Annotated in this window: 22 protein-coding genes, 1 tRNA gene and 1 pseudogene; 13 read left to right on the top strand and 11 right to left on the bottom strand. The window is 69.9% G+C overall.

The window, feature by feature from the left end:
• Nucleotides 1–472 precede the first annotated feature (472 nt).
• From acs to ACH4S8_RS32645, 5 genes are all read left to right on the top strand, one after another.
• Nucleotides 473–2,473, top strand: coding sequence for an acetate--CoA ligase (gene acs, locus ACH4S8_RS32665; RefSeq protein ID WP_398400506.1), 2,001 nt, complete (start codon nucleotides 473–475; stop codon nucleotides 2,471–2,473).
• A gap of 413 nt (nucleotides 2,474–2,886) precedes the next feature.
• A complete protein-coding gene (gene nhaA / locus ACH4S8_RS32660; protein WP_398400720.1) occupies nucleotides 2,887–4,239 on the top strand; it encodes a Na+/H+ antiporter NhaA in 1,353 nt (450 codons plus the stop codon).
• Nucleotides 4,240–4,282: 43 nt separating this feature from the next.
• Nucleotides 4,283–4,759, top strand: a complete 477-nt coding sequence (locus tag ACH4S8_RS32655; protein WP_398400504.1) for a phage holin family protein — start codon at nucleotides 4,283–4,285, stop codon at nucleotides 4,757–4,759.
• Nucleotides 4,756–5,706 (top strand): alpha/beta fold hydrolase, encoded by a 951-nt coding sequence (locus tag ACH4S8_RS32650; protein ID WP_398400502.1) that lies wholly within the window; start codon nucleotides 4,756–4,758, stop codon nucleotides 5,704–5,706. Before ACH4S8_RS32655 ends, ACH4S8_RS32650 begins: the two co-directional genes overlap by 4 nt.
• A 162-nt stretch (nucleotides 5,707–5,868) precedes the next feature.
• Complete coding sequence (locus ACH4S8_RS32645; protein WP_398400500.1) at nucleotides 5,869–6,048, top strand: hypothetical protein; 180 nt, start codon at nucleotides 5,869–5,871, stop codon at nucleotides 6,046–6,048.
• Between the two features lie 106 nt (nucleotides 6,049–6,154).
• Here the strand turns inward: ACH4S8_RS32645 and ACH4S8_RS32640 are convergent, their stop codons facing one another.
• From ACH4S8_RS32640 to nth, 3 genes are all read right to left on the bottom strand, one after another.
• Entirely contained in the window at nucleotides 6,155–7,354 is a 1,200-nt protein-coding gene (locus ACH4S8_RS32640) for a MarP family serine protease (protein WP_398400498.1), read from the bottom strand.
• Between the two features lie 13 nt (nucleotides 7,355–7,367).
• Entirely contained in the window at nucleotides 7,368–8,027 is a 660-nt protein-coding gene (locus ACH4S8_RS32635; RefSeq protein ID WP_398400718.1) for an NUDIX hydrolase, read from the bottom strand.
• 103 nt (nucleotides 8,028–8,130) lie between these two features.
• Nucleotides 8,131–9,204 (bottom strand): endonuclease III, encoded by a 1,074-nt coding sequence (gene nth / locus ACH4S8_RS32630; protein ID WP_398400496.1) that lies wholly within the window; start codon nucleotides 9,202–9,204, stop codon nucleotides 8,131–8,133.
• 207 nt (nucleotides 9,205–9,411) lie between these two features.
• Here nth and ACH4S8_RS32625 point away from each other — a divergent pair, with 207 nt between their 5' ends.
• Together ACH4S8_RS32625 and ACH4S8_RS32620 are read left to right on the top strand one after the other, a co-directional pair.
• On the top strand, nucleotides 9,412–10,086 hold the full coding sequence (locus tag ACH4S8_RS32625; protein WP_006382668.1) for a Crp/Fnr family transcriptional regulator: 675 nt from the start codon (nucleotides 9,412–9,414) through the stop codon (nucleotides 10,084–10,086).
• A 204-nt stretch (nucleotides 10,087–10,290) separates the two neighbouring features.
• A pseudogene (locus ACH4S8_RS32620) lies at nucleotides 10,291–10,508 on the top strand (nucleotidyltransferase); the annotation flags it as partial.
• 25 nt (nucleotides 10,509–10,533) lie between these two features.
• Here the strand turns inward: ACH4S8_RS32620 and ACH4S8_RS32615 are convergent.
• The 4 genes from ACH4S8_RS32615 to ACH4S8_RS32600 form a co-directional block, all read right to left on the bottom strand.
• Nucleotides 10,534–11,364 (bottom strand): MBL fold metallo-hydrolase, encoded by an 831-nt coding sequence (locus ACH4S8_RS32615; RefSeq protein WP_398400494.1) that lies wholly within the window; start codon nucleotides 11,362–11,364, stop codon nucleotides 10,534–10,536.
• Nucleotides 11,361–12,230 (bottom strand): NUDIX hydrolase, encoded by an 870-nt coding sequence (locus ACH4S8_RS32610; protein ID WP_398400492.1) that lies wholly within the window; start codon nucleotides 12,228–12,230, stop codon nucleotides 11,361–11,363. The genes ACH4S8_RS32615 and ACH4S8_RS32610 overlap by 4 nt, the downstream gene beginning before the upstream one ends.
• A 361-nt stretch (nucleotides 12,231–12,591) precedes the next feature.
• Nucleotides 12,592–13,062: a RidA family protein gene (locus ACH4S8_RS32605; protein ID WP_398400490.1), complete on the bottom strand. Its 471-nt coding sequence runs from the start codon at nucleotides 13,060–13,062 to the stop codon at nucleotides 12,592–12,594.
• A complete protein-coding gene (locus ACH4S8_RS32600) occupies nucleotides 13,059–13,220 on the bottom strand; it encodes a DUF4177 domain-containing protein (protein ID WP_075033571.1) in 162 nt (53 codons plus the stop codon). Before ACH4S8_RS32600 ends, ACH4S8_RS32605 begins: the two co-directional genes overlap by 4 nt.
• 127 nt (nucleotides 13,221–13,347) lie before the next feature.
• Here ACH4S8_RS32600 and ACH4S8_RS32595 point away from each other — a divergent pair, with 127 nt between their 5' ends.
• Both ACH4S8_RS32595 and ACH4S8_RS32590 read left to right on the top strand, forming a co-directional pair.
• On the top strand, nucleotides 13,348–14,325 hold the full coding sequence (locus ACH4S8_RS32595; protein ID WP_398400487.1) for an ArsA family ATPase: 978 nt from the start codon (nucleotides 13,348–13,350) through the stop codon (nucleotides 14,323–14,325).
• Nucleotides 14,322–15,770, top strand: a complete 1,449-nt coding sequence (locus tag ACH4S8_RS32590) for an ArsA family ATPase (protein WP_398400485.1) — start codon at nucleotides 14,322–14,324, stop codon at nucleotides 15,768–15,770. Before ACH4S8_RS32595 ends, ACH4S8_RS32590 begins: the two co-directional genes overlap by 4 nt.
• A gap of 179 nt (nucleotides 15,771–15,949) precedes the next feature.
• Here ACH4S8_RS32590 and wblA read toward each other — a convergent pair whose 3' ends face one another.
• Nucleotides 15,950–16,288 (bottom strand): transcriptional regulator WblA, encoded by a 339-nt coding sequence (gene wblA / locus ACH4S8_RS32585; protein WP_028799159.1) that lies wholly within the window; start codon nucleotides 16,286–16,288, stop codon nucleotides 15,950–15,952.
• A 405-nt stretch (nucleotides 16,289–16,693) separates the two neighbouring features.
• On the opposite strand from wblA, the gene ACH4S8_RS32580 reads away from it, so the two are divergent.
• A complete protein-coding gene (locus tag ACH4S8_RS32580; RefSeq protein WP_398400483.1) occupies nucleotides 16,694–18,973 on the top strand; it encodes a transglycosylase domain-containing protein in 2,280 nt (759 codons plus the stop codon).
• A gap of 234 nt (nucleotides 18,974–19,207) precedes the next feature.
• On the opposite strand, the gene ACH4S8_RS32575 is transcribed toward ACH4S8_RS32580, so the two are convergent.
• The gene (locus ACH4S8_RS32575) at nucleotides 19,208–19,672 is read right to left on the bottom strand and encodes a GatB/YqeY domain-containing protein (RefSeq protein ID WP_398400481.1); all 465 of its coding nucleotides are present in this window, start codon (nucleotides 19,670–19,672) and stop codon (nucleotides 19,208–19,210) included.
• A 193-nt stretch (nucleotides 19,673–19,865) separates the two neighbouring features.
• Here ACH4S8_RS32575 and ACH4S8_RS32570 point away from each other — a divergent pair, with 193 nt between their 5' ends.
• The 3 genes from ACH4S8_RS32570 (at nucleotide 19,866) to ACH4S8_RS32560 (ending at nucleotide 22,017) form a co-directional block, all read left to right on the top strand.
• Nucleotides 19,866–20,792, top strand: coding sequence for a metallophosphoesterase (locus ACH4S8_RS32570; protein WP_398400479.1), 927 nt, complete (start codon nucleotides 19,866–19,868; stop codon nucleotides 20,790–20,792).
• Nucleotides 20,793–21,114: 322 nt separating this feature from the next.
• The gene (locus ACH4S8_RS32565) at nucleotides 21,115–21,915 is read left to right on the top strand and encodes a Pr6Pr family membrane protein (protein ID WP_398400477.1); all 801 of its coding nucleotides are present in this window, start codon (nucleotides 21,115–21,117) and stop codon (nucleotides 21,913–21,915) included.
• Nucleotides 21,916–21,943: 28 nt separating this feature from the next.
• Nucleotides 21,944–22,017: transfer RNA gene (locus ACH4S8_RS32560), tRNA-Pro, on the top strand.
• Nucleotides 22,018–22,099: 82 nt separating this feature from the next.
• On the opposite strand, the gene xerC is transcribed toward ACH4S8_RS32560, so the two are convergent.
• Together xerC and ACH4S8_RS32550 are read right to left on the bottom strand one after the other, a co-directional pair.
• Nucleotides 22,100–23,284: a tyrosine recombinase XerC gene (gene xerC / locus ACH4S8_RS32555; RefSeq protein WP_398400475.1), complete on the bottom strand. Its 1,185-nt coding sequence runs from the start codon at nucleotides 23,282–23,284 to the stop codon at nucleotides 22,100–22,102.
• A gap of 73 nt (nucleotides 23,285–23,357) precedes the next feature.
• Nucleotides 23,358–23,567 (bottom strand): helix-turn-helix domain-containing protein, encoded by a 210-nt coding sequence (locus tag ACH4S8_RS32550; protein ID WP_398400472.1) that lies wholly within the window; start codon nucleotides 23,565–23,567, stop codon nucleotides 23,358–23,360.
• Nucleotides 23,568–23,593: the final 26 nt, after the last annotated feature.

The raw sequence follows: 23,593 nt of genomic DNA, 5'->3' as shown, positions 1-23,593 counted from the left end.
GGACTCCGGAACATTGGGTCGGGAGGGGCGGGGCACAGGGGCAGGGGGAACAGGGACACGGGGCAGACGCAGGACGGGGGCGGAGCGGGGGCAGGACGGTGGCAGGGCGGGGGCGGAACGGGGGCAGGACGACGGCAGGGCGGGCGCAGGGCAGGGGCAGAGGGCTGGGCGGAAAAGTGGCCGGCACCCCCACCCCCGACCGCACCCCCTTCCTCGTAGGCGGAGTGCGCGGGCAACGCGTGCGGGCCACATGTGCGGGCGGCGTGCCTCGAATGTGTGAACCCGGTGGCCGGTACGTACGTGCCACAAGGGGGCAGACTCGTGCGAAGCCGTGTGGTCTCGCGAGGGGCCGCGGGGTCGTACCACGAGGCGCGGAGGTGCCGCCCGGGCCCCGGTCCGGACCGGCGACCCGGGATAGGTCTAAACCAATTTCAGGTCGGCTCTTGTCACCGGGCCCCCGGTCTGATGAGCTGTGGCCTGGGACACAACGGACACCCTGGGAAAGGGAGATGTCGTGAGCAACGAAAGCCTGGCCAACCTGCTGAAGGAAGAGCGCAGGTTCGCGCCGCCCGCCGACCTGGCGGCGAACGCCAATGTCACCGCGGAGGCGTATGAGCAGGCCAAGGCTGACAGGCTCGGCTTCTGGGCCGAGCAGGCCCGTCGGCTGACCTGGGCCACCGAGCCGACCGAGACGCTGGACTGGTCTAACCCGCCGTTCGCGAAGTGGTTCGCCGACGGAAAGCTGAACGTCGCGTACAACTGCGTGGACCGGCATGTCGAGGCCGGGAACGGTGACCGCGTCGCCATCCACTTCGAAGGCGAGCCGGGTGACAGCCGGGCCATCACCTACGCCGAGCTCAAGGACGAGGTGTCGAGGGCCGCGAACGCCCTCACCGAGCTGGGCATCGGCAAGGGCGACCGGGTCGCCGTCTACCTGCCGATGATCCCCGAGGCCGTCGTCGCGATGCTGGCCTGTGCCCGTATCGGCGCCGCGCACTCGGTCGTCTTCGGCGGGTTCTCCGCCGAGGCGATCTCCACCCGCATCCAGGACGCCGACGCCAAGCTGGTCATCACCGCCGACGGCGGTTACCGGCGCGGGAAGCCGTCCGCGCTCAAGCCCGCCGTCGACGAAGCGGTGAGCCGGGTCGACGGCGTCGACAAGGTGCTCGTGGTGCGCCGCACCGGCGAGGACGTCGCCTGGACCGAGGGCCGCGATGTGTGGTGGCACGACATCGTCGGGCGGCAGTCGGCCGAGCACACCCCGGAGGCGTTCGAGGCCGAGCACCCGCTGTTCATCCTCTACACCTCCGGGACCACCGGGAAGCCGAAGGGCATCCTGCACACCTCGGGCGGCTACCTCACGCAGGCCTCGTACACCCACCACGCCGTCTTCGACCTCAAGCCGGAGACCGACGTGTACTGGTGCACGGCCGACATCGGCTGGGTCACCGGGCACTCGTACATCACGTACGGACCGCTCTCGAACGGCGCGACGCAGGTGATGTACGAGGGGACCCCGGACACTCCCCACCAGGGCCGGTTCTGGGAGATCGTGCAGAAGTACGGGGTGACGATCCTGTACACGGCGCCCACGGCCATCCGTACGTTCATGAAGTGGGGCGACGACATCCCCGCGAAGTTCGACCTGACCTCGCTGCGGGTGCTCGGGTCGGTCGGCGAGCCGATCAACCCCGAGGCGTGGATCTGGTACCGCAAGCACATCGGCGGGGACCGTACGCCGATCGTCGACACCTGGTGGCAGACCGAGACCGGCGCGATGATGATCTCGCCGCTGCCCGGGGTCACCGAGACCAAGCCGGGCTCGGCGCAGCGGGCACTGCCCGGCATCTCGGCCACGGTCGTCGACGACGAGGCGAACGAGGTGCCCGACGGCGGTGGCGGCTACCTCGTGCTGACCGAGCCGTGGCCGTCCATGCTCCGTACGATCTGGGGTGACGACCAGCGGTTCCTCGACACGTACTGGTCCCGCTTCGAGGGCAAGTACTTCGCCGGTGACGGAGCCAAGAAGGACGACGACGGTGACGTCTGGCTGCTCGGGCGCGTCGACGACGTGATGCTCGTGTCCGGGCACAACATCTCGACGACCGAGGTCGAATCGGCCCTCGTCTCCCACCCGGCGGTCGCCGAGGCGGCGGTCGTGGGTGCGGCGGACGAGACCACCGGGCAGGCGATCGTCGCCTTCGTCATCCTGCGCGGGACGGCTTCCGCCGAGGACGAAGGACTGATGGCGGAGCTGCGCAACCACGTCGGCACCACGCTCGGTCCCATCGCCAAGCCGAAGCGGGTCCTGCCGGTGGCCGAGCTGCCGAAGACCCGGTCCGGGAAGATCATGCGTCGGCTGCTGCGCGACGTGGCCGAGAACCGCGAGCTCGGTGACGTCACGACGCTCACCGACTCCACGGTGATGGACCTGATCCAGGCGAAGCTGCCGGCCGCACCCAGCGAGGACTGAGGCGGGAACACCCCGCCGGCCCGGCCCTGAGGGGTGCGGGAGCACACTCACCGTGCTCCCGCACCCCTCACGCGTTTCCGCGCCCCACGACGAGCACCAGACCCATGCCCCACCCCCGTGACACCCCACGCCGTAGCCCGTAGACCCGCGCCCCGTCACTCCGTCGGCTCGTCGCTCTGTGGGCCCGTCGGCCCAACCGGCAGGCCTCGCGCGCGGTTCAGTCGTAACGTGAAGATCCCCCACCGAGCCGGTCGCATCATGGGTAAAGTAAGCAAAGCGTCAAAGACGCGACAAGATCGTTCATGGTGTGCCGGGAAGTCTGGTCGGCGAGTGTTTTCGTCCTGCCTGCTCGACCGGAGGTTCTCCCCGTGGCCGCGCCCCCCAGCACCACCCCGCGCAAGTTCCTCGGCCTGATGTCCCTGCCCGAACGGAACTTCGTGGCGGACGCGCTGCGCACCGAGACCGTGGGCGGAGTGCTCCTGCTGATGGCCGCGGTCGCGGCGCTGATCTGGGCGAACACCCTTCCGCACAGCTATGAGGCCGTCTCCCACTACCACTTCGGGCCGGCCGCGCTCGGACTCGATCTGTCCGTGGAGCACTGGGCGGCCGACGGGCTGCTCGCCGTCTTCTTCTTCGTCGCCGGCATCGAGCTGAAGCGCGAACTGGTGGCCGGGGACCTGCGGGACCCGAAAGCCGCTGTGCTGCCCGTGGCCGCCGCGGTCTGCGGCATGGCCGTTCCCGCGATCGTCGACGTCGTGACCAACGTGATCGGCGGGGGCTCGCTCGACGGATGGGCCGTCCCCACCGCCACCGACATCGCCTTCGCCCTGGCCGTACTCGCCGTCATCGGGACGTCGCTGCCGTCCGCGCTGCGCGCCTTCCTGCTCACCCTCGCCGTCGTCGACGACCTGTTCGCGATCCTGATCATCGCGGTCTTCTTCACCAGCTCCATCGACTTCGCGGCGCTCGGCGGGGCGCTCGTGGGCCTGGTGGTCTTCTGGCTGCTGCTGCGCAAGGGCGTACACGGCTGGTACGTGTACGTCCCGCTCGCGCTGGTCATCTGGGCCCTGATGTACAACAGCGGCATCCACGCCACCATCGCCGGTGTCGCCATGGGTCTGATGCTGCGCTGCCATCCGCACGAAGGCGAGGAGCACTCCCCCGGCGAGCACATCGAGCACCTGGTGCGGCCGGTGTCGGCGGGACTCGCCGTGCCGCTGTTCGCCCTGTTCAGCGCCGGCGTCGCGGTCTCCGGCGGCGCGATCCACGATGTGTTCACCCGGCCCGAGACGCTCGGTGTGGTGCTCGGGCTCGTCGTCGGCAAGGCGGTCGGCATCTTCGGCGGCACATGGCTGACGGCCCGGTTCACCAGGGCCTCGCTCAGTGAGGACCTGGAGTGGGCCGACGTCGCCGCCGTCGCCACCCTCGCCGGCATCGGTTTCACCGTCTCCCTGCTGATCGGCGAGCTCGCCTTCGCGGGCGACACGGCCCTCACCGACGAGATCAAGGCAGCCGTCCTGATCGGCTCGTTCATCGCGGCCGTCCTCGCCACGGCGCTGCTGAAGATACGCAACTCCACGTACCGCTCCCTGTGCGAGGCCGAGGAGCGCGACGAGGACCTCGACGGCATCCCCGACGTCTACGAGCAGGACAAGCCGGCGTACCACCTACGCATGGCGGCGATCCACGAGGAGAAGGCCGCGGAACACCGCAGGCTTGCCGAACTGGCGGGTGGGGCAAGCGAGGGGAACGACGGTCCGGCATGATCTGACAGGACCGTACAAACACATGCAGAAGAGGGAGATCGCGATGAGCGCACCCGACGGGGCCCCGGTCGGTGCCGAACGCAGTATCGGCCAGTTGGTCGCCGCGGCGACGACCGAGATGTCCGCGCTGGTGCACGACGAGATCGCGCTGGCGAAGGCGCAGCTCAAGCAGGACGTCAAGCGCGGAGCGGTCAGCGGCGGCGCGTTCTCGGCGGCCGGCGCGGTCCTCATCTTCTCCCTGCCGATGCTCAGCTTCGCCCTCACCTACGGCATCCGGACCTGGAGCCACTGGAATCTCGCGATCTGCTTCCTGCTGTCGTTCGCGGCGAACGTACTGGTCGCGGTGGTGCTCGCGCTGATCGGCCTGCTCTTCGCGAAGAAGGCCAAGAAGAGCCAGGGACCGCAGAAGGTGGCTGCCTCCATGAAGGAGACGGCGGGTGTTCTGCAGAACGCCAAGCCGCACCCGCGGCCCGAACCGGTCGAGGACGTCGCCAAGGCTGTGGCACGCTCATCCTCATGACGGACCCTGCCACACCTTCGGCGCAACCCACCTCGGTCGTACGGATCGACCTTCCCGGCGGCAGAAAAGTCACGCACCGGGACGTGGCCGCCAACGGCGCGCGCTTCCACATCGCCGAGCTCGGCGACGGGCCGCTCGTCCTGCTGCTGCACGGCTTCCCGCAGTTCTGGTGGGCCTGGCGCCACCAGCTCGTCGCGCTCGCCGACGCCGGGTTCCGGGCCGTCGCCATGGACCTGCGGGGCGTCGGGGGCAGTGACCGCACCCCGCGCGGTTACGACCCCGCCAACCTCGCGCTCGACATCACCGGGGTCGTGCGCTCCCTCGGCGAGCCCGACGCCGCTCTGGTCGGGCACGACCTCGGCGGCTATCTGGCGTGGACGGCGGCCGCCATGCGGCCCAAGCTCGTCCGCCGGCTCGCGGTGTCGTCCATGCCGCATCCGCGGCGCTGGCGTTCGGCCATGCTCTCCGACGTCAGGCAGACGACGGCGGGCTCGTACATCTGGGGGTTCCAGCGTCCCTGGATCCCGGAGCGTCAACTCGTCGCCGACGACGCCGCCCTGGTGGGCCGTCTGGTGCGCGACTGGTCGGGGCCCCGGCAGCCGGACGAGGAAGCGCTGGAGACGTACCGCCGGGCCATGCGCATCCCCTCGACCGCGCACTGCTCCATCGAGCCGTACCGGTGGATGGTGCGGTCCATGGCGCGCCCGGACGGCATCCAGTTCAACCGGCGCATGAAGCGGCCGGTGCGGGTGCCGACCCTGCATCTGCACGGCTCGCTCGATCCGGTGATGCGGACGCGGAGCGCGGCGGGCTCCGGAGAGTACGTCGAAGCTCCGTACCGCTGGCGGCTGTTCGACGGGCTCGGTCACTTCCCGCACGAAGAGGATCCGGTCGCTTTCTCCACCGAGCTGATCAACTGGCTGAAGGATCCGGAACCCGACCGGTGACACCTCGGTCACCCTCGCGTGACCGCCCGAACACGTCCGGTTCCGCGGCCGGAACGGGGATCGTGAACACCCGTCCTACGAACGGCCAATTGCCCGGCGCATAGGCCAATTGAAGGGCCGGGGCGAGGTTATCGACCTTCGGGCAGGGGCAGACGTCGGGGTATGGGCTGGACGCACGACTACAGTGACGCAGCACGCAATCGCCGCTCGGCCACGGGTCTGAGCTCTCGCCAAGGGGGCTCCCCGCAATGGGCGGGCACGGATCCGCGTGTGGGGATTCCGCACATTCTGCGGCGCCGGGCCCGCTGGGTCTCCGTGCGTCTGCGCCATCCACGCGGCTGAGGCCCCACCGGCCGACCGAAACACGCGGCCGCCGCTGTCCAGGCGGCCGGGATCCCGCCCGACGGCAGAGTGCGCGGCTGTCGCCGTCCAGGACCCCGCCCGCCGGTCAGAGCGCGCAGCTGTCGCTGTCCACCTGCTGGTCGGCCGTACGCCCCTTGGCGATGTCCTGACGGACCTCGTCCGCGGTGAGTGCGTAGCCGGTCTCGGCGTCGTCGAGCGACTTCGCGAAGACCACGCCGTACACCTTGCCCTCGGGTGTCAGCAGCGGTCCGCCCGAGTTGCCCTGACGGACCGTCGCGTACAGCGAGTAGACGTCGCGGCGCACGGTCTTGCGGTGGTAGATGTCCGGGCCGTTGGCCGTGATGCGGCCCCGCACGCGCGCGGGCTGGATGTTGTACGAGCCGTTCTGCGGGAACCCTGCGACGATCGCGCTGTCGCCGCTGCTCGCGTCCGCGGTGCTGAACCGCAGGGCGGGCGCCTTCAGGTTCGGTACGTCGAGTACGGCGATGTCGCGCTCCCAGTCGTAGAGGACGACCGTGGCGTCGTACTTCTTGCCCCGGCCGCCTATCTGGACGGTGGGTTCGTCGACTCCGCCGACCACGTGCGCGTTGGTCATCACGCGGCGGTCGCTGAAGACGAAACCGGTGCCTTCGAGGACCTTGCCGCAACTCTGGGCGGTGCCCATGACCTTGACGATGGAGTTCTGCGAGCGGGTGGCGACGGGGCTGGCGGCGAGCTGGGGGTCGGGCGGCTGGACCTCGGTGATGGGCTCGTTGGCGAACGGGCTGAAGACCTGCGGGAAGCCGTTCTGCGCGAGCACCGAGGAGAAGTCGGCGAACCAGGTGTTGGCCTGGTTGGGCAGCGCGCGGGAGACCCCGAGCAGCACCTTGGAGTTGCGGACCTCCTTGCCCAGCGTCGGCAGCGTGGTGCCGGCGAGGGCGGAGCCGATCAGCCAGGCGACGAGCAGCATCGCGACGACGTTCACCAGGGCGCCGCCCGTCGCGTCCAGGGCTCTGGCCGGGGACCAGGTGATGTACCGGCGGAGTTTGTTGCCGAGGTGGGTGGTGAGGGCCTGGCCGACGGAGGCGCAGACGATCACGACGACGACGGCGACGACGGCTGCGGTCGTACTCACCTTGCTGTCGTCGGTCGTCCAGCTCCAGACGACCGGGAGCAGATAGACGGCGACGAGACCACCGCCCAGGAAGCCGATCACCGACAGGATGCCGACGACGAAGCCCTGGCGATAGCCCACGATCGCGAACCACACGGCGGCGACCAGCAACAGGATGTCCAGCACATTCACGAAGGTCACCTTGTCACGCGCGCCAGTCGAGCGGGACGTGCTTCTCGCGGTCCCACGGACGCTCCCAGCCCGCGAAATGAAGGATCTTGTCGATCACTCCGGCCGTGAAACCCCAGACCAGGGCCGATTCGACCAGAAATGCCGGACCTCGGTAGCCGCTCGGGTGCACGGTGGTCGCGCGGTTGGCCGGGTCCGTGAGATCCGCCACGGGGACGGTGAAGACCCGGGCCGTCTCGCCCGGGTCGACGACGCCGACCGGCGTCGGGCGGCGCCACCAGCCGAGAACCGGGGTGACCACGAAACGGCTGACCGGGATGTACAGCCTGGGCAGGACGCCGAAGAGCTGGACGCCGGCCGGGTCGAGGCCGGTCTCCTCCTCGGCCTCGCGCAGGGCGGCGTTCAGCGGCCCGTCGGTGGCCGGGTCGCCGTCCTCGGGGTCGAGGGCGCCGCCGGGGAAGGAGGGCTGTCCGGCGTGCGACCTGAGGGTGCCCGCCCGTTCCATGAGCAGCAGCTCGGGGCCGCGCGGGCCCTCGCCGAAGAGGATGAGCACCGCGGACTGGCGGCCCGCGCCGTCGGCCGGCGGCAGGAAGCGGCTCAGCTGGAGCGGTTCCACGGTCTCCGCGACCCGGGCGACCGGGCCCAGCCAGCCGGGCAGCCCGTCCTTGCTGAGCATCGGCCCGCCCTGTGTGTTGCCGGCGTCCTGTGTGTTGCCTGCGCGCTTCACCGCCACCCCCGTTCTGCTGTTCCCAACGCCCGCCGGGGCCGTGTTCGTTCCGTCATCCGGCGCCCAGCGAGGGTGCGGGCCTGCCGCCCGCGTCCAGATAGGACTGCGGGGGGTTGAGCCGCTGTCCGGGGAAGCCGCCCTTCTCGTACTTCAGGAGCTTCTTCGCCTTCTCGGGGTCGGTCTCGCCCTCCCCGTACGCCGGGCAGAGCGGGGCGATGGGGCAGGCGCCGCAGGCGGGCTTGCGGGCGTGGCAGATACGTCGGCCGTGGAAGATCACGTGGTGCGACAGCATGGTCCACTCGCTCTTCGGGAAGAGCCCGCCCACAGCCGCCTCGATCTTGTCCGGGTCGGTCTCCGCGGTCCACTGCCAGCGCCGCACCAGCCGCTGGAAGTGGGTGTCGACGGTGATCCCCGGCCGCCCGAAGGCGTTGCCGAGCACGACGAAGGCGGTCTTGCGGCCCACTCCGGGCAGTTTCACGAGGTCTTCGAGGCGTCCGGGCACCTCGCCCCCGAAGTCGTCCCTCAGGACCCTGGAGAGCCCTATGACGGATTTGGTCTTGGCCCGGAAGAACCCGGTCGGGCGCAGGATCTCCTCGACCTCCTCCGGGTCGGCCTCGGCGAGGTCCTCGGGAGTCGGGTACCTGGCGAAGAGCGCCGGCGTCGTCTGGTTCACCCGCAGGTCGGTGGTCTGGGCGGACAGGACCGTGGCGACGACCAGCTGGAAGGGGTTCTCGAAGTCCAGTTCCGGGTGGGCGTACGGGTACACCTCGGCGAGTTCGCGGTTGATGCGGCGGGCGCGGCGGACCAGGGCGGTGTGCGACTCGCCGCGCGGCACCTTCTTGGCGGCCGCTGTCGGCGGGCTCGCCTTCTCGGCAGCCGCCCGGGTCACCTTCCCTGCGGCCGACTTCGCGCCCTTCTTCGCGGCCGTCTCCGTGGTCCCCGCGGCTGCCCCAACCGCCGTCTCCTTCTTCCCGGCCGTCTTCCGTGCCGCCTTCACCGGCTTCGACTTTGCCGCTTTTGTCGATTCGTTGGTTCCGTCGGGGACCTGTTCGCCCACAGCGGAATCACGACGTACAGCCACCCGCCCAGCCCCCTTGGCCTGTGCTCTCACCGGCGATTTGGACACCCGGCCAGCCTAAAGCCCGGCACCGACATCCGCCCCGGACCCTGAAGATCGGCCCCCAATTGGCCCCCTGCCGCACTCGTCGGGACGCCAGTGCGGCAGACTTGTGACTGATCACACTGTTTGGACCGTCCGGCAAGATGGGGAACACGGTCCCCTGGTACCAAGGGGGAGCAAGATCCCCTGAGCAGGCCGACAAGGAGAGAACTCGTGGACGACGTTCTGCGGCGCGCCCCGCTCTTCGCGGCGCTCGATGACGAGCAGGCCGCGGAGCTCCGCGCCTCCATGAGTGAGGTGACCCTCGCGCGAGGCGACGCCCTCTTCCATGAGGGCGACCCCGGCGACCGCCTCTATGTGGTCACCGAGGGCAAGGTGAAGCTCCACCGCACCTCCCCCGACGGACGCGAGAACATGCTCGCCGTCCTCGGCCCCGGCGAGCTGATCGGCGAACTGTCGCTGTTCGACCCGGGCCCGCGCACGGCGACCGCCACCGCGCTCACCGAGGTCAAGCTGCTCGGCCTCGGCCACGGCGACCTCCAGCCCTGGCTGAACGCGCGGCCCGAGGTGGCCGCCGCCCTGCTGCGCGCCGTCGCCCGGCGCCTGCGCAAGACCAACGACCAGATGTCCGACCTGGTCTTCTCGGACGTGCCCGGCCGTGTCGCGCGCGCCCTTCTCGACCTGTCGCGCCGCTTCGGTGTGCAGTCCGAAGAGGGCATCCACGTCGTGCACGACCTCACCCAGGAGGAGCTGGCCCAGCTCGTCGGCGCCTCCCGCGAGACCGTCAACAAGGCGCTCGCCGACTTCGCGGGCCGCGGCTGGCTCCGCCTGGAGGCCCGCGCGGTGATCCTCCTGGACGTGGAGCGGCTCGCCAAGCGCTCGCGCTGACGCCTGTGACCGTACGTCGACGGGGTCCCGCCTCCTTCCGAGGCGGGACCCCGTCGACGTCACCCTTCCGGGGCAGAGCGCGCCCGCGGGCTCCCCGGGCCGACCCGTACAGCCGTGAACGACCTGCGGAACGGCTCCCCTTCGCGGCACAGTGGGCGCATGCCCGCGCAGGAACCCCGCAGAGGGCTCGACGCCTAGGGATGCATCGAGCGCGAAGGATCACTAGCGCGCGTGCCCCACGTCTTCCGGCCCGTCGTCGCGGCGGCCCGTGACCGCCTCGCGGACGTCTTCGGGGCCGGCTCGACGACGCGTACCTCTACGGCCCGATCCCGCGCGGCACCGCACGCCCGGGCCGCTCCGACCTCGACCTGCTGCTGCCGCACCGGCGCGAGCGGATCGCCGCGGCCCGGACGGGACCCAGGCCCTGTCCGACCGTTCCCGTCCGCCCTAGATGAGCCCGTGCTCCCGCAGATAGTCCATCTGCGCCCGCACGGACAGCTCGGCCGCGGGCCACAGCGACCGGTCCACGTCCGCGTAGACGTGGGCGACGACCTCTTCCGGCGCCCGCAGGCCGTTCTCGACGGCGGTCTCGACCTGGGCGAGCCGGTGGGCACGATGAGCGAGATAGAACTCGACCGCGCCCTGTGCGTCGTCGAGGACCGGCCCGTGACCGGGCAGGACGGTGTGCACGCCGTCGTCGACCGTCAGCGAGCGCAGCCGGCGCAGCGAGTCGAGATAGTCGCCCAGACGCCCGTCGGGATGGGCCACCATGGTCGTACCGCGCCCCAGGACGGTGTCCCCGGTCAGCACGGCCCGGTCGGCCGGGAGATGGAAGCACAGCGAGTCGGAGGTGTGCCCGGGCGTCGACACGACGCGCAGTTCGAGCCCGTCGAGGCCGATCACGTCTCCCGCGGCCAGCCCCTCGTCCCCGAGCCGCAGCGCGGGGTCCAGGGCGCGCACGGCGGTGCCCGTCAGTTCGGAGAAGCGCGACGCGCCCTCCGCGTGATCGGGATGCCCGTGCGTGAGCAGGGTCAGCGCGACACGCTTCCCGGCCTTCTCGGCCGTGTCCAGGACCGTGCGCAGGTGTACGTCGTCCAGGGGGCCCGGGTCGATGACGACGGCGAGCTCGGAGTCCGGCTCGGACACGATCCACGTGTTCGTGCCGTCCAGGGTCATCGCGGAGGCGTTGGGAGCGAGGACGTTCACCGCGCGCGCGGTGGCGGGGCCGGAGAGGACCGCGCCGCGCGGCCGGCCGGGAAGGGCTGCTGCGTCGGTCATGCGGACGCTCCGCCGGTCGGGATGTGCTTGGTGAACTCGTCGTGCCCGGGCCAGGAGAGAACGACCTCGCCGTCCTCCAGGCGCGCCTCGGCCAGGACCGGGGTCAGATCACGGGCGGCCGCGCCGGCGAGGGCGTCGGCGGCCCTCTCGTACGCCACGATCCCGCGCAGGGTCGCGATGGTGGGCGGCATCATCAGCAGCTCGCCCTTGTCGTAACCGGCCGCCGCGTCGGCCGGACGGATCCACACCGTGCGGTCGGCCTCCGTGGAGGCGTTCCGCGTGCGCTGGCCCTCCGGGAGGACGGCCACGAAGAACCACGTGTCGTAGCGGCGGGCCTCGAACTCCGGTGTGATCCAGCGGGCCCAGGCCCCGAGCAGGTCCGAACGGAGCACGAGCCCTCTGCGGTCGAGGAACTCGGCGAAGGACAGGTCCCTGGCGACCAGGGCCGCCCGGTCCGCCTCCCAGTCGTCCCCCGTGGTGTCACCGACCACGCTGTCCGGGCTGGGGCCGGCGAGCAGGACGCCCGCCTCCTCGTACGTCTCCCGTACGGCCGCGCAGACGATGGCCTGGGCGGAGGTCTCGTCCACGCCGAGCCGCTGCGCCCACCACGCACGCGTGGGCCCGGCCCAGCGGATCTGCTGCTCGTCGTCGCGCGGGTCCACGCCGCCGCCCGGATACGCGTACGCGCCTCCGGCGAAGGCCATGGAGGTGCGCCGGCGCAGCATGTGGACCACGGGGCCGGTCTCGCCGTCCTTGACCAGCATCACCGTGGCGGCGCGCCGGGGCGTGACCGGCGTCAGCGTGCCCTCGGCCAGCGCCCGAATCCGCTCCGGCCACTCCGCCGGAAACCATTGCCCATTCCCCATGGCCGGAGGCTATCCCGAGCCGGGCGGATGTTCGAGGCCTCACCGCCCCACAGGCGACTTCCGCCGCTCCGCCCCGGCCCCCGCTCCTCAGACGCCGGAGGGGCTGAATCCTCCCCGACCGGGCCTGGAATGCGGACCGGCCGGGGCTGGAATGCGGACCGGCCGCACCGACGCACCCGCAGCCGGGTACGCGCGGGAGGGGCCGTGCCGGTACATCAGATGCCCGCAGGCCGGACGGATCGTCACCCGCGCACGCCTCGCGACGCCGCTGGGATCCGTTCGGATGCGGGCGGATGTACCGGCACGGCCCCGACTCACCCACCGGACCCGACCCGGCCCGGCCCGGTGACCCCCCGGAGGGCTACGCGTGCGTGAGCTCCACCTGGATCTCGACCTCGACCGGCGCGTCCAGCGGCAGCACGGCCACACCGACCGCGCTCCGGGCGTGCACGCCCTTGTCGCCGAGGACCGCACCCAGCAGCTCGCTCGCCCCGTTCAGGACACCCGGCTGCCCGGTGAAGTCCGACGCCGAGGCGACGAAACCCACGACCTTGACGACACGCGCGATGCGGTCGAGGTCGCCCACGACCGACTTCACCGCCGCCAGGGCGTTCAGCGCGCACGTACGGGCCAGTCCCTTGGCCTCCTCGGCCGTGACCTCGGCCCCCACCTTCCCGGTGACCGGAAGCTTCCCGTCCACCATCGGAAGCTGCCCGGCGGTGTACACGTACACGCCCGACTGCACGGCGGGCTGGTACGCGGCCAGCGGCGGAACGACGTCCGGAAGGGTCAGTCCCAGCTCGGCGAGCTTCGCCTCGACAGCCCCGCTCATGCGGACTTCTCGCGCTTCAGGTAGGCCACGAGCTGCTCGGGGTTGTTGGGGCCGGGCACGACCTGCACGAGCTCCCAGCCGTCCTCGCCCCAGGTGTCCAGAATCTGCTTCGTGGCGTGGACGAGCAGCGGCACAGTGGCGTATTCCCATTTGGTCATGTGGCCGACTGTAGCCGCTGACGACCACCGTCTCCCGCCCGAGCCACCCGCCGCGAGCGACGCCGACGGCACCGCTTGTCCACAGCCTCCTGCTTACTCCGGCGGCGGACTGGTTAGGCTCGAATACGTGAGCAGGCTCCAGGTCGTCAGCGGCAAGGGCGGTACCGGCAAGACCACGGTGGCCGCAGCCCTCGCGCTCGCCCTCGCGACCGAGGGCAAGCGCGCCCTTCTGGTCGAGGTCGAGGGCAGGCAGGGCATCGCGCAGCTCTTCGAGACAGAAGCGCTGCCCTACGAGGAGCGGAAGATCGCCGTCGCTCCGGGGGGCGGGGAGGTGTACGCCCTCGCCATCGACCCCGAACTGGCGTTGCTGGACTACCTCCAGATGTTCTACAAACTGGGCGGAGCCGGCCGCGCCCTGAAGAAGCTCGGCGCGATCGACTTCGCGACCACCATCGCCCCCGGGCTGCGGGACGTCCTCCTGACCGGCAAAGCCTGCGAGGCGGTGCGGCGCAAGGAGAAGAGCGGCCGCTTCACGTACGACTACGTGGTGATGGACGCGCCCCCCACCGGCCGCATCACCCGCTTCCTGAACGTCAACGACGAGGTCGCCGGCCTCGCGAAGATCGGCCCGATACACAATCAGGCCCAGGCCGTCATGCGCGTCCTCAAGTCGCCCGAGACGGCGGTCCACCTGGTGACGCTGCTGGAGGAGATGCCCGTACAGGAGACCGCGGACGGGATCGCGGAGCTGCGTGCCGCGAAGCTCCCCGTGGGCCGGATCATCGTGAACATGGTGCGCCCGGCACTCCTCGACGGCGTCGACCTGGCCCTCGCCGAGACCACCCCCCGTACGGCGATCGCCAAGTCGCTCTCCTCGGCCGGTCTCGGCGGCGCGCGGCGCGGCGGCCTGGCCGAGCGGCTGGTGGGACCGCTGCTCCAACAGGCCGACGAATACGCCGAGCGGTACACACTGGAGACGGAGCAGCGGAGCGTGCTGGCCGAACTGGGCCTGCCGCTGCACGAACTCCCGCTGCTCGCCGAGGGCCTGGATCTGGCGGGCCTGTACGAACTGGCCGCACAGCTGCGCAAGCAAGGGATGTCATGAGCCTGGACTCCGCCCGCGTCCTCGATCTCGATCCGCTGCTCGACGACCCGCAGACCCGCATCGTGGTGTGCTGCGGCTCGGGCGGTGTCGGCAAGACGACCACGGCGGCGGCCCTCGGGCTGCGTGCCGCGGAGCGCGGCCGCAAGGTGGTCGTGCTCACCATCGACCCCGCGCGCAGGCTGGCGCAGTCCATGGGCATCGACTCCCTCGACAACACTCCGCGCCGGGTGAAGGGCGTCGAGGGGAGCGGCGAACTGCACGCCATGATGCTCGACATGAAGCGCACGTTCGACGAGATCGTCGAGGCGCACGCGGACGGCGACCGGGCGGCGGCCATCCTCGGCAACCCCTTCTACCAGTCGCTTTCGGCGGGCTTCGCGGGCACGCAGGAATACATGGCGATGGAGAAGCTGGGCCAGTTGCGGGCGCGCGACGAGTGGGACCTGATCGTGGTCGACACGCCGCCCTCCCGCTCGGCGCTGGACTTCCTGGACGCACCGAAGCGGCTCGGTTCCTTCCTCGACGGGCGGCTGATCCGGCTGCTGACGGCGCCGGCGAAGCTGGGCGGCCGCGCGGGCATGAAGTTCCTGAACGTCGGGATGTCGATGATGACGGGCACCCTGGGCAAGCTCCTCGGGGGTCAGCTCCTCAAGGACGTGCAGACGTTCGTCGCGGCCATGGACACCACCTTCGGCGGCTTCCGCACCCGGGCCGATGCCACGTACAAGCTGCTCCAGGCGCCCGGCACTGCGTTCCTGGTGGTGGCGGCGCCCGAGCGGGACGCGCTGCGCGAGGCCGCGTACTTCGTGGAGCGGCTGGCCGCGGAGGAGATGCCGTTCGCCGGGCTGGTGCTCAACCGGGTGCACGGCAGCGGGGCCACGCAGCTGTCCGCCGAGCGGGCGCTCGCCGCCGCGGAGGATCTCGATTCCGCCGAGGCGGAGCACCCCGACCCCGCGGCCGCGGAGAACCCGGAATCCTCCGTCGCGGAAAATCTTGCCGACGCCCGCATTGTGGATCAGGCGGACGGGAAAGCTGGACTTCGTAACTCTCGTGGCACGTACGGCAGTTCAGAATCACCGGCTTCCGGTGCATCAGCTCCTGACGAAGGCTCCCCCGCCATCACGGACAGGACAGCCGGCACGGACCGCGGCACCGCGACGGACCACAGCACAGCGACGGACCACAGCACCGCCACGGACACAACCGCCGCCACGGACCCCGAGCGCTCCATCGACCAGCTCACCGCGGGCCTGCTGCGGCTCCACGCCGAGCGCATGCAACTGCTCTCCCGCGAGCAGCGCACGCGTGACCGCTTCGCCGCGCGTCACCCGGAGGTGCCGGTGGCGGAAGTGGCCGCGCTGCCCGGCGACGTCCACGATCTGTCGGGGCTGCGGGACATCGGGAACAGGCTCGCGGCCCACCGGCCGGAGCTTCCCGAAAGCTGAGCACGGAGCCCTTGAAACGGAGCCCTTGAAGAGGCGCGGGCGAAGACGCTCCGCCGAAGACCCTGAAGGGGCCTTCAAGGCCCTGCTCGGCCCCGCGACCGCCGGACGGGCCCCGGCAGGGCCCGCACGGATCCGAGGGGCCCGAGAGCGGCGTCCTGGCCGCGATGGGCGAACTCCCCTCAGCCCACCGCCGCGTAGCGCTCGTACACCTCTTCCTCGTCGAGGGGCAGCAGGCCCGCCCCACGCTCGTACTCCGTACGCGCGGTCTCGAGCAGGCGCCGCCACGAGGTGACGGTCGGCCGCCGGCGCAGCAGCGCGCGGCGTTCACGCTCGGTCATACCACCCCACACGCCGAATTCGACGCGGTTGTCGAGCGCATCGGCGAGGCACTCCGTGCGCACCGGACATCCGGTGCACACCGCCTTGGCCCTGTTCTGCGCTGCTCCTTGAACGAACAGTTCATCTGGATCGGTAGTGCGGCAGGCCGCCTGCGCACTCCAGTCGGTTACCCAGCCCATACCGGCGCCGTCCTCTCCCGAATCGAGGCTCCCCCACGGCGGCAGCGGCATATTCACCGCCGCCAGTTGAGGACGTTACGGAAGGTGGGCACAGCGCAACACCCCCTTCGGGCCCAATCTTGAATGGCCCGAACGGACTATGCGTAAGCGGCAGATCACCCGGGGGAGTGAGCCGGGGACATACGCGACCATCCCGGCGAACCGGGACACTTGGGTCGAGTCACAACGGACGCCACGTGACACACGAGGCTGATTCGGACACGTGCTCCACAAGAGCGCGGAACCTCCGGAACGATTCGGGGTCGCCGGACGTATTGATACGTGGCCGCACTGCTGTGACAGTTGGGAGCAGCTTAGGCCAAGGCATATACGCGTGTCCGGCAAATGAGAACGTAGGCTGCCCTCATGCCAAAGAAGCGCTCGGGCGGTGGTCTGTCCCCTACGCAGCAGGCCGCCAAGTTCCTCGGTGTCAGCGTGCTCGCGGGCGCCGTCATGGCCGGAATCGCGCTGCCCGCCGCGGGCGCGCTCGGTCTGGCGGCCAAGGGTTCGGTCCAGGGATTCGATGACATTCCGGACAATCTGAAGAGTCCGTCGCTGAGTCAGCGGACCACGATCCTGGACAGCAAGGGCGGTCAGATCGCGACCGTCTACTCGCGCGACCGCACGGTGGTCGACCTCAAGGACATCTCGCCCTACATGCAGAAGGCGATCGTCGCGATCGAGGACTCGCGCTTCTACCAGCACGGTGCGATCGACCTGAAGGGCATCCTGCGCGCGGTCAACCAGAACGCGCAGAACGGCGGCGTGGCCCAGGGCGCCTCCACGCTGACCCAGCAGCTGGTGAAGAACTACTTCGTGGAGGAGGCCGGCGACGACCCGACCAAGGTCGCCCAGGCCACCCAGCAGACCATCGGCCGCAAGATCCGTGAGCTCAAGTACGCGATCCAGCTGGAAGAGAAGCTGGGCAAGAAGAAGATCCTCGAGAACTACCTGAACATCACGTTCTTCGGGGAGCAGGCGTACGGCATCGAGGCCGCCTCCCAGCGCTACTTCTCCAAGCCCGCCAAGAACCTGAAGCTCCAGGAGGCGGCGCTCCTCGCGGGCATCGTCCAGTCGCCGAGCCGGTACGACCCGGTCAACGACGAGGAGGAGGCCCTCAAGCGCCGCAACACCGTGCTGCAGCGCATGGCCGAGGTGCACGACATCTCCCAGGAGCAGGCCGACGCCGCCAAGGCGACGAAGCTCGGGCTGCACGTCAGCCAGCCGAAGAACGGCTGCATCACGGCGATCAAGGGCGCCGGCTTCTTCTGCAAGTACGTGGAGCACGTCTTCCTGAGCGACCCGGTCTTCGGCAAGACCAAGGAGGACCGGGCGAAGGTCTGGAACCAGGGCGGCCTGACGATCCGTACGACGCTCGACCCGCAGTCCCAGGCGTCGATCCAGGCGTCGCTGAAGAAGCACGTATGGAAGTCCGACAAGGTCGCCGCGGCGGCCACCCTGGTCGAGCCCGGCACCGGGAAGATCCTCGGGATGGGCCAGTCCAAGCCGTACGGCTACGGAAAGAACGAGACCGAGTACAACTACTCGGTCAACTACGACATGGGCGGCTCGAACTACGGCTTCCCGACCGGTTCGACGTTCAAGCCGTTCGTGGCCGCGGCCGCGCTGGAGCAGGGCCGGCCGGCGACGCAGGAGTACTCCTCGCCGAACTCGATGCTGTACCCCAGCCCCGTGCAGACCTGCAGCAGCAAGCCGTGGACGAACCAGGCGAACGAGCGCGTCCCGAACGAGAGCGCGTCCGAGAAGGGCCCGTATCAGCTGAAGGAGGCGATGGCCAAGTCGGTCAACACCTACTTCGTGCAGATGATCTCCGACATCGGGCTGTGCCCGGTGATGAACCAGATCGACAAGCTCGGCGTGGTCCAGGGCAACGGCGACAAGCTGCCCGAGGTGCCCTCCATCGCCCTGGGCGCCAAGGGCATCTCGCCGCTCACCATGGCCACGGCCTACGCCGCCTTCGCCTCCCGCGGCATGTACTGCACCCCGGTCGCCATCGAGTCGATCAGCCAGCAGATCGGCGGCCGTGAGAAGTCCCTGGACGTGCCCAAGTCGACCTGCTCGCGGGCCATGTCGGAGCCGACCGCGGACACCGTCAACAGCCTGCTGAGCGGCGTGATCGACTCCGGTACGGGCCAGCAGGCCGGCCTCGCCGACCGCGACAACGCCGGTAAGACGGGTACCACCGACTCGCGCAAGAACGCCTGGTTCGTCGGCTACACGCCGAACCTCTCCGGCGCCGTCTGGGTCGGCAGCGCCACCCAGCAGGTCCGCATGGAGCACATCGTGATCGGCGGCGTCTACCAGGACAAGGTGTACGGCGGTCAGGTCCCCGGCCCGATCTGGCGGGACCTGATGACCGGCGCTCTCGACGGCAAGGACGCCCCGTCCTTCAACCTGATCAACATCCCCGACCCCGACAAGAACAAGGGCCAGGACCAGGGCGACGACGGGAACAAGGGCCGCGGCCGCCACGGCGGCAGGGGGAACGGCAACACCATCAACGGCAACACCATCAGCGGCCAGTCCGACGGCGGAGTGACATTCCCGACGCCTTCCTTCTCCCTCCCCGACGGCTTCATCCAGGGCAACACGAACAACGGCAACGGAAACGGCGGCCAACGCTGACCCGTACGCCGGGAGCGGACGCGCGAGCGCACGAACGCCCCGTGGGCCAGGAGTCGATCCTGGCCCACGGGGCGTTCGGCGTAAGGGGTGTTCGGCGTGCGGGGACGCCATGGCGGGCCGTACACCCGTGGGGCGCTGGTCCATCGCGACGCGACCGGACCCCGACCGGCGTGGTCAGCCCGCGATCAGCCGCGCACAACGGTGGCGACGCAACCGAGCCCGACCGGCGTGGCGTCAGCCCGCGAGCAGCTGCTTCACGACGGCGGCGACACGACCGCCCTCGGCCTGCCCGGCCACCTTCGGGTTCACGATCTTCATGACGGCACCCATCGCGCGCGGGCCCTCGGCGCCGGCCGCCTTCGCCTCCTCGACGGCCTGGGCCACGATCTGCCGAAGCTCGTCGTCGGACAGCTGCTTGGGCAGGTACGTGGCGAGCACCTCGCCCTCCGCCCGCTCACGCTCGGCCGACTCGGGGCGCCCGCCCTGCGTGAAGGCCTCAGCCGCCTCACGGCGCTTCTTCGCCTCGCGGGCGATCACCTTCTGCACTTCGTCGTCGGAGAGTTCGCGCTTGATCTTGCCCGCGACCTCCTCATTGGTGATCGCGGAGAGGGTCAGCCGGAGCGTCGAGGAGCGGAGCTCGTCGCGCCCCTTGATCGCGGCGTTGAGGTCTTCCTGCAACTTCGACTTGAGCGTGGTCATGGCGTCAAGTGTCGCAGGTGTGGTGACACGGACGCCTGTTGATTTCGCAGCGCGCCCGGCAGCGGCCCGGAGCCCGCCCGGAACCGCTCCTTCCCCACAGCCCCCGTCCGGGGTTTCCCGGCTCCCTGTCGGGGGTTTCCCGGCTGTCCACAGGCGGGTGAGAGCGCTCGCCGGAGTCTGACACGATGGACGCATGCGCGCGCGATACGGAGTACCCCTGGGAATCACGGCGGTGGGCGCCGCCGGTCTGCTGTACTCGGCGGGGTTCGAGGCCCGATCCTTCCGCCTGCGGCGGGTGACCGTCCCGGTCCTGCCGCCGGGAATGCGGCCGCTGCGCATCCTCCAGGTCTCCGACATCCACATGGTGAGCGGACAGCGCAAGAAGCAGCGCTGGCTGCGCTCCCTGGCCGGCCTGCGCCCCGACTTCGTGATCAACACCGGGGACAACCTCTCGGACCCGGAGGGCGTGCCCGAGGTGCTGGACGCGCTCGGCCCCCTGATGGAGTTCCCGGGCGCCTACGTCTTCGGCTCGAACGACTACTACGGCCCCACGCTCCGCAACCCCGCCCGCTACTTGTTCGAGAAGGCCGCGGGTCGTCACGGGCTGAACGGCAACAAGCCGGTCGTGGGCGCCGTCCACAACCCGTGGGAGGACCTGCGCGACGGCTTCGACACCGCGGGCTGGCTGAACCTGACGAACACCCGGGGAACGCTGAAGATAGAAGGCGCGGCGATCGAGCTGACCGGCCTGGACGACCCCCACATCAAGCGCGACCGCTACGCGCGCGTGGCCGGCGGCCCGTCCGAGTCCGCCGACTTCTCGATGGGCGTGGTGCACGCGCCGTACCTGCGCAGCCTGGACGCCTTCACCGCCGACGGATACCCCCTGATCCTGGCGGGCCACACCCACGGCGGCCAGATCTGCCTCCCCTTCTACGGCGCCTTCGTCACCAACTGCGACCTGGACACGGACCGCGTCAAGGGCCTCTCTCGGCACACGGCGGAGGGCCGGACCTCGTACATGCACGTCTCGGCAGGCTGCGGCGCGAGCCGCTACACACCGGTCCGCTTCGCCTGCCCGCCGGAGGCGTCACTGCTGACGCTGGTGGAGCGAAGGTAAAGGGACCGGGACCGGAGCCCGAGGGTCGCCGCCCGGTCGATGACCGAAGGGCGGCGGCCGGAGGAGTCGGGACCGGAGTACATCCCCCGACCAGACCAGACCAGATCGGACTGGACGGGACGGGACCGCACCGGGCCAAGCCGACCTTCTACGTCACAGGCTCGGCTTCCCCAGGCTGCCGAGAACGGTACAGAACTCCACCGACACGAACCGTCACCGAGTGCGCCCCCGACCGCGCTCCCGAACAACATCCCGACTGGTCACGTAACCCGATCGGTCGACCCATATCGCCCAAATGCCCCGCTCTGCTTAGCGTGGGGACATGATCAACCCCATACCCAGGGACATACCCGATCTCCCCGCGATACCGGGCATCCTCCCGTCGAACCGCTCCTTCGTCCCCGCGACGGCGGTCGTGGCCCCTGCCCGCCGCCCCGCCACGGCTGCCTACCGCATCCTGGTGGCCCTCGCCGCGGCGACGGGCGTGGCCATCGAGATCAGGCTGGGCACCCCGGTCCGGGTACTGAGCTACTTCACGATCCAGACCAATCTGCTCGTCGCCGTGGTCTTCGCGGCGTCGGCCCGCCGGGCCTGGTCGGCGCGCAGGCCCCTCCCTGGGGTACTGACCGGCGGCACACTGATCTACATCTCGATCACGGGCCTGGTCTATCACCTGCTCCTGGCGAACGAGTCGACCCCGTTCTCCATGACCGGAGGCAACGACACGCTCCCCGGCTGGCACGCGGTCGCCGGCCAGCTCCTCCACACGGTCACGCCGATCGCCGTGGTCCTCGACTGGCTGCTGCTGACCCGCCCGACCCCGCTGGCGTTGCGCAACGCGGCGACCTGGCTGATCTACCCCCTCGCCTACCTGACCTTCTGCCTGGCCCGCGGCGCGATGCTGACGGCCGGCACCCCGGTGCGCTACCTCTACCCCTTCGTCGACGTGGACCGACACGGCTACGGAGGCATCCTCGGCAACACCGCCGTCCTGGGCGTCGCCTTCTACCTCCTCGCCCTCCTCGTCGTCGTCCTCGACCACCTGCGCCCCGACCCGGTCCGGCGCCACGTCCGACGCCCAGAAAACCGGATTTCGTCTCAGGCCACCGGTGGGCTAAAGTAAACGACGTCGCCGCGAGAGCAGCGACAATCGGGGTGTAGCGCAGCTTGGCAGCGCGCTTCGTTCGGGACGAAGAGGTCGTGGGTTCAAATCCCGCCACCCCGACGCTGGTCAGAGGCCACATACGGAGATCCGTATGTGGCCTCTGTCGTATCCGGGGGCCAAACAGGGGGCCAAAGGCTTTGGGTCAAGCCCTGTGGACCTCTGCCCCTTCATCGGCGTCAGCGAAGATCTCGTCCATCGCTTCGGCCCCCTGCGTGATCACCGGGCGGAGCTGCTTCCGGTAAACCGCTTCCGTCGTCGCCTGACTGCTGTGACCGACCAGGAGCGCGATCCGCTCCAACGGGATCCCGTGATCCGAAAGCAGGGACACGAAGCTGTGCCGTAGCTCCCGCGGTGTCCACTCCGGCTCCAGTCCTGCTTTCTTCACGATGGCCTTGAAGTCTCGCCGGACGTTGGCGGCATCGAGCGGTTCGCCGCTCCGAGTCGTGAAGACACGGCCGGCCGGGCTCCAGGGCATCCCCTTCGAGGCCCGCTCCTGCTTTTGCCACCTCAGGTGCTCTTCGAGGACGTCGACCACCTGCTTCGGCAGAGCAATGGTCCTGCGGCTCTTCCTGGTCTTGGTCTCCCCGTGCTTACGCACCGAACGCCACACCGCGACGTGCTGCGGCACCCCCTCCAGCGGTGACAGGAAAACGTGGTCCCACGTAAGGGGACGCGCTTCCTCGGTGCGAACGCCGCTGAGGAGCGAGACCACGAGATAGGCGTACAGCCGTGACGGCCGAGCGGCGACGAGCACGGCCTTTGCCTGCTCCAGGTTCAGAGCCTTGCTCGGACGACCGGGGCGTCCCTCTGGCGCGGTCACGAGTAGGGCGACGTTCCGTGCGGCCTTGTCCCGTCGCTGAGCGTGCGCGATGGAGCGGCGCAGGATGGCGAGCAGGTCGCGCAGGCTTCGCGTCGCCAAGAATTCGGCCCTGCCGTCCAACCAGTCGTCGACGTCGTCCGCGCTGAGTTCCTTCAGCTTGGCCTTGCCGATGAGCGGGATCAGGTGCTTGTTCGCCATCGAGCGGTTCTTGCCGATGGTGCCCTTCTCATCGCGTCCCTTAAGCCCACGCTCCAACCAGTCGTCCACCGCGTCGGCCACGGTGTAGTTGGCTGGCGCCTTGACGCCCGTCTGCACCTCCTTCTTCAAATCCCTGATCTTCTGACGGACTTCGGTCTTCGTCTTGCCGTACACCTTCGGTCGACGGCGCTTGCCATTCGGCGCGTACCCCAGAGAGACGGCCCCTACGTAGCTCTTCTTGACGGGGTCCCAATAGATCGTGTCCGCACCGTGGCCTGCTCTGGTGGTGCGTTTCGGCGTCTCGGTCATGCGGCGTTGTGCCTCCATAGGACAGGGCCGCGCCCTTCGGGGCGCGGCCCTGTTGCAGTGGATGGTTGGGAGTTCAGGCGGTGGCTTCTGCCTCACGCTTGAGGAGTTCGACGTACTGCTCGATGTACTCAGGCGGTACGAGTCGACGACGACCGATGCGAACGGTCTGGAGTCGTCCGAGGCGTATCTCCTCGTAGACCATCGAGCGGCCGATCCTGAGAGCTTTCGCGGCCTCTTCGGGCCGGTAGAGGAGTTGTCCAGCAGGTGCAACGGCGGTGCTCATGCGGCGTGCCTCCTCGGCAGGGTTCC

Source organism: Streptomyces sp. NPDC021080 (assembly GCF_044333225.1).
Lineage (GTDB): Bacteria > Actinomycetota > Actinomycetes > Streptomycetales > Streptomycetaceae > Streptomyces.
Note: the sequence above shows the minus strand (reverse complement) of the source record. Positions and strands in the feature narration are given on the sequence as shown.

Bases quoted from the DNA above. Each gene is read 5' to 3' on its own strand.
- ACH4S8_RS32570 (WP_398400479.1), top strand. From the start codon at position 19,866: ATGCGCGCGCGATACGGAGTACCCCTGGGAATCACGGCGGTGGGCGCC.
- ACH4S8_RS32655 (WP_398400504.1), top strand. From the start codon at position 4,283: ATGAGCGCACCCGACGGGGCCCCGGTCGGTGCCGAACGCAGTATCGGC.
- ACH4S8_RS32590 (WP_398400485.1), top strand. From the start codon at position 14,322: ATGAGCCTGGACTCCGCCCGCGTCCTCGATCTCGATCCGCTGCTCGAC.
- nhaA (WP_398400720.1), top strand. From the start codon at position 2,887: ATGTCCCTGCCCGAACGGAACTTCGTGGCGGACGCGCTGCGCACCGAG.
- ACH4S8_RS32575 (WP_398400481.1), bottom strand. From the start codon at position 19,672: ATGACCACGCTCAAGTCGAAGTTGCAGGAAGACCTCAACGCCGCGATC.
- ACH4S8_RS32550 (WP_398400472.1), bottom strand. From the start codon at position 23,567: ATGAGCACCGCCGTTGCACCTGCTGGACAACTCCTCTACCGGCCCGAA.
- ACH4S8_RS32610 (WP_398400492.1), bottom strand. From the start codon at position 12,230: ATGGGGAATGGGCAATGGTTTCCGGCGGAGTGGCCGGAGCGGATTCGG.
- wblA (WP_028799159.1), bottom strand. From the start codon at position 16,288: ATGGGCTGGGTAACCGACTGGAGTGCGCAGGCGGCCTGCCGCACTACC.
- ACH4S8_RS32615 (WP_398400494.1), bottom strand. From the start codon at position 11,364: ATGACCGACGCAGCAGCCCTTCCCGGCCGGCCGCGCGGCGCGGTCCTC.
- ACH4S8_RS32565 (WP_398400477.1), top strand. From the start codon at position 21,115: ATGATCAACCCCATACCCAGGGACATACCCGATCTCCCCGCGATACCG.
- ACH4S8_RS32600 (WP_075033571.1), bottom strand. From the start codon at position 13,220: ATGACCAAATGGGAATACGCCACTGTGCCGCTGCTCGTCCACGCCACG.
- ACH4S8_RS32650 (WP_398400502.1), top strand. From the start codon at position 4,756: ATGACGGACCCTGCCACACCTTCGGCGCAACCCACCTCGGTCGTACGG.
- xerC (WP_398400475.1), bottom strand. From the start codon at position 23,284: ATGACCGAGACGCCGAAACGCACCACCAGAGCAGGCCACGGTGCGGAC.
- ACH4S8_RS32605 (WP_398400490.1), bottom strand. From the start codon at position 13,062: ATGAGCGGGGCTGTCGAGGCGAAGCTCGCCGAGCTGGGACTGACCCTT.
- ACH4S8_RS32635 (WP_398400718.1), bottom strand. From the start codon at position 8,027: ATGCTCAGCAAGGACGGGCTGCCCGGCTGGCTGGGCCCGGTCGCCCGG.
- ACH4S8_RS32580 (WP_398400483.1), top strand. From the start codon at position 16,694: ATGCCAAAGAAGCGCTCGGGCGGTGGTCTGTCCCCTACGCAGCAGGCC.
- ACH4S8_RS32645 (WP_398400500.1), top strand. From the start codon at position 5,869: ATGGGCTGGACGCACGACTACAGTGACGCAGCACGCAATCGCCGCTCG.